This is a genomic window from Microcystis sp. M53603_WE2, from assembly GCF_030065435.1.
The window spans coordinates 1-3987 of sequence record NZ_JASJFF010001326.1 but is presented as its reverse complement, the minus strand read 5'-3'; the positions used below and the strand labels follow the sequence as shown (position 1 = coordinate 3987).

Sequence of the window (3987 nt, the reverse complement as noted above, 5' to 3'; positions counted from 1 at the left end):
TTTTGCTAATAAACATAGCAAAATTATAGATGATTTCCTGACCTAAGATCACATTTTATTCTTTTTTCCACTTCAATCTAAGAATTGAGAAAAAAGCAAAACCTTATATTATACCATAAAAAAATTATGCAAGAGGTCTATAGGTATCTTCAATACTATATTCAATGGTTTGTAGTTCTCTTTTGGGAAAAAACTGATGCTTACCACCCACAATAACGTAAGCGCGTTGATTTCCGTTTAAATAATCCTTGAAATTGTCTGAATCTACGGGTTTATGAGTCTTAGCATCAAAGCCATACCAGCGCAAAATGTGGTTGCGAGTGCGCCGGATCAAGATATTAGATAACAAGTCAGGTAACTGTTTTTCCCCTTTCTCTACTAATCTAAAATACTCTTTTAGATCGGGCGGATCTATGGGTAAATCTGTCTTATCATCTTGATGAAAGAGCCTAATCTGATGGTAAATATCCCAAGCACTTTTATTGCGAGGAGTTGCTGTTAAAAAACAGCATTGTCTCCCGGCTGCTAAAAAGGCTTCGACGATTTTATATCTTTGGGTTGCGGCATTCCGCAGGTTATGACTTTCATCAATTAAGATAAAATCTCGATCTTTGTATTTAAAATCTTCTAATAAAACTCTGATGCCACTGGTTTCATCTTCCCGCAGCAATCCCATCGATAAAACGCGGGCGTTAAGTTGATAAATTTCGTTGTAGCGTTCCCACATTTCCACCAGTGGCGCTGGACAAATAATTAAGGGGCGGGCTTTTTCCACTTGTTCAAAGCGTTTGACAATGGCAGCACCAATAAAGCTTTTTCCTAGTCCTACCACATCGGAAACGAAACAACCTCCATACTCGCGGATGAGTTTAACAGCTTGGTTAACTGCTACTTTTTGAAAGTCTGCTAGTTTCTCGGTAATTTCGTTATCTATCATCATTTCACTGGCAGTTTCTTCTGTCAATCGATCGCGCACGAGCATATAGAGAGTTTTCATATAGATGTCGTAGGGACGTACTGGCATCATCGCCCAAGACTGTTGTAAAGACTGCATCAGTGTTTCATCAAATTCTGTTGCTTCCTGCCAAAGTTGATTGAACCATTCTGTTAAACTGGCATGATTTTCATTACCGTGAACGATAACATTAAGTTCGGTATTGTGGGAAATTCCTGATAAAGTAAGGTTAGAAGAACCAACGATAGCAAGGCCTTTTTCTTGACGTTCCAAAGGTTGTCCCTGCTGGTTATAAATTGTCCCGTAGTCGAAGATATAGGCTTTAGCGTGGAGTCGCCCTTTAGTATAAACTCGCACCTGAAGGCGTTTTTCTTCAATCATTTGAACCAGATTTTTTACTAAGGTTTCTGCTTCATCTGTTTGGTCCATCAGTTCGACGCTGGAACGAATATTGTCGGCGGTTTCTGTTGCCATCTGCTTGCGTTCTGTCCGTTTGGGGTATTCTTGTGCTTCCAGATGGTTTTTAATTAATTCTAAGCGGCGGTAGCCTTCTGCTAATTGTTCGATGGTTTCCCGGTTGCTGGTGTTGCCAATTAGGAGGCGCATTTGTGGGATGGTGGCGAGACGAGTTGCGATCGCAGTAAAGCCGGAGAGGAAAAAGTAACCGACGGCAAAATGAGCGGCTTCTGAAGAGTGGAGAATTTGGTTGATGTTATCGACTAATTTTTGCTGGCGATTGTCGATGATGTCGTGGGTAGGCATAGTTCGATTTTTTAATTTTAGGGCTGTAACCAGTTTTCTATTACTAGATTAGAAATATTTTCAAAATGACGAGTATTATCGGTTACTAAAATATCCTGCCGAGAACGAGCAACGCTTGCGATTAAAGCATCTAACTGTCCTGTTGGTTTGCCAATTTTTCTAAGTTCAGATTGAATTTTGCCAAATTCGATTGCAGCTTGTTGATCAAAAGCTATTATCGGTAACTGGTTGGCAAATCTAGTTAATGTATCTAAGTTACGTTCTAGCTGAGTTGAGCAATAAACTCCTTTATATAGCTCCCCTAAGACTAAAGTGGACAGGTAAGATTCCTGATACTTAAGTCTAAAATGTGAAACGACCGTCAGATTCCCTTTGAGAATGGCAATACGGATGTTAGTATCCAGTAAATACATGAATTTTCGGCTTAATCATCGAATTTAATTTCCACACCTAGATCGGCATGGCGTTCTTGGTCAATTTCAGAAAAAATATCATCGAGTTCTGGTTGATTTTTCCATACTCCAATAAGAGTTTCTAATTCTTCCCACAATAATTTTTTTTGAATTAAATTATCGGGGATTTCCAGAGAAATTTTTACGCCATTAGGAAGAGATAAATCCTCTAATAGCTCGATAGTATTGCCTTTGATAATTCCTTGTATTTTCATGGTAGTTTAGGATAAAGCTTGCTCAACTAAGACGGCAGTTTCACGATCTAGAATAGAGAGAGTTTCTTGAATTAATTCTATTGGTAATTCTAATGTTTTATAATTTGTTTTTCCATTTTATTTGTACTCCTAATTAATGGCATATTCTGTGAATTTTCGTTTAAATGGAGAGTGAAATCCGATGACAATATCTGTTTTAGGAATTCCTAGTTCAACTAACTTTTCAGCCACCGAAATTTCTGTGTTGTTCTGTTGAATATAAACTTTGTTGTTAATAATATCTAAATGTAAAAGACATCCATAAATCCAATGATTATTATGCCAACCAACTTGTACTAATAAATAATGTTTTCTCAGATCGTCAAAGATTATTTCTAGGGAAATTTCACTAGACTGCTGAATTTTAGCTTGTTCTTCAATTAGGGATTTAACTAATTCACTGTAGTTGATTGCCATTCTACGATCTCCTCTATTTCAGGGTTATAGACAATAATTTTGATTTGATAATGTTCTAGAATTCTTTGAACAAAACGGCTATGACAAAACACTTCATAAGTATCATTAGGGATGGCTAAGTATAGGGTTCTATCAGGTTCAATTTCCGAAAGAGCAAAACGGTAGTTAAGATATTGTCCAGAGGCTAAATGTAGTTCTGTAACAATTGAATCTCTTAAGAAACTTTTGATTTCAATGGCAACTTTTTCTCGTTCTTTTTGTGCTGCAATAACTTTTTCTGCTCCTAAGTCCACATAAAAGTTAACATCTTCAAACTCTAGGGTAAAAGGATCATGGGTAATCGTCCAACCTGCTTTTATGAGTGCATTTCGGACAGCATGGTGAAAGGTATCTTTAGCTGGCATATCCTGATTTTAGCAGGTTTTCCTAATTTTAGCATCTTGTAACAATCTTAAGGTTCACAGTCTAGGAAATCCTTCTTGTTATTTCTCCTCTTCTGTGATGATTTCAGATACCCGACTTCTTTAAGAAGTTGACTTCATTTTCCATTGTAGCTTAAAGCCGTCCTAAAAGGACGGGGTTTTAAACCCAAATTTTCGATAAGATAAGTGTAGGTTAAAATTAAGGGTATGAGGGTTCGTGAGGTTATCTGTCGCCTAATTGATGATAGTTGGTTGCAAGTTTCGCAAAAAGGAAGCCATCGTCAGTTTAAACACCCTGTCAAGCTGAGTAAAGTTACCGTTCCTTGTAAACTGTCAGATGATATACCTATCGGAACTTACAAAAACATTCTACGGCAAGCTGAATTGGAGGGTTGAATGACTGAATTGAATAGTATGGTTGTGGTTAAGGATAACGCTATTGAAATAGAGCGTCAAGAAGAGTTAAAAGACTTCCTCCAAGAACAAGAACAACAGGTTCTTGAGCAATTCAAACCGGGTACATTCGGATGTCATGAGTTACTTGACAGAACAGCGATGGTTAGTGATTCCTTGGAGCGTTTTATTGGGCTCTTCGTTACTTGTTATGGTTCGATAGGGGGGCATAAATCGACTAAATCCTTATCTGGCAAGAGACTTAATTGATTAGTTCGCTCTAGATAAAAACAATTGACAAAAATCGCTAAATGCCTTTCTCTATAAGGGTT

The 3987-nt window shown here is 37.5% G+C and carries 6 protein-coding genes; 1 reads left to right on the top strand and 5 read right to left on the bottom strand.

Annotation, left to right across the window (positions count from 1 at the left end; all coding sequences use genetic code 11):
- Positions 1 to 124: 124 nt before the first annotated feature.
- The 5 genes from PX481_RS27895 to PX481_RS27875 form a co-directional block, all read right to left on the bottom strand.
- Complete coding sequence (locus PX481_RS27895; protein ID WP_288027125.1) at positions 125 to 1717, bottom strand: phospholipase D-like domain-containing protein; 1593 nt, start codon at positions 1715 to 1717, stop codon at positions 125 to 127.
- Between the two features lie 17 nt (positions 1718 to 1734).
- Positions 1735 to 2130: a type II toxin-antitoxin system VapC family toxin gene (locus tag PX481_RS27890; RefSeq protein ID WP_002763455.1), complete on the bottom strand. Its 396-nt coding sequence runs from the start codon at positions 2128 to 2130 to the stop codon at positions 1735 to 1737.
- Positions 2131 to 2141: 11 nt separating this feature from the next.
- A complete protein-coding gene (locus PX481_RS27885) occupies positions 2142 to 2384 on the bottom strand; it encodes a hypothetical protein (protein ID WP_002763457.1) in 243 nt (80 codons plus the stop codon).
- 129 nt (positions 2385 to 2513) lie between these two features.
- On the bottom strand, positions 2514 to 2840 hold the full coding sequence (locus PX481_RS27880) for a XisI protein (protein WP_002734933.1): 327 nt from the start codon (positions 2838 to 2840) through the stop codon (positions 2514 to 2516).
- Positions 2816 to 3244 carry an element excision factor XisH family protein gene (locus PX481_RS27875; RefSeq protein ID WP_002763459.1) on the bottom strand — a complete coding sequence of 143 codons (429 nt, stop codon included), beginning with the start codon at positions 3242 to 3244 and terminating at the stop codon, positions 2816 to 2818. Before PX481_RS27875 ends, PX481_RS27880 begins: the two co-directional genes overlap by 25 nt.
- 225 nt (positions 3245 to 3469) lie before the next feature.
- Here PX481_RS27875 and PX481_RS27870 point away from each other — a divergent pair, with 225 nt between their 5' ends.
- Positions 3470 to 3658: a type II toxin-antitoxin system HicA family toxin gene (locus tag PX481_RS27870; protein WP_002763461.1), complete on the top strand. Its 189-nt coding sequence runs from the start codon at positions 3470 to 3472 to the stop codon at positions 3656 to 3658.
- The last annotated feature ends 329 nt before the right edge of the window (positions 3659 to 3987 follow it).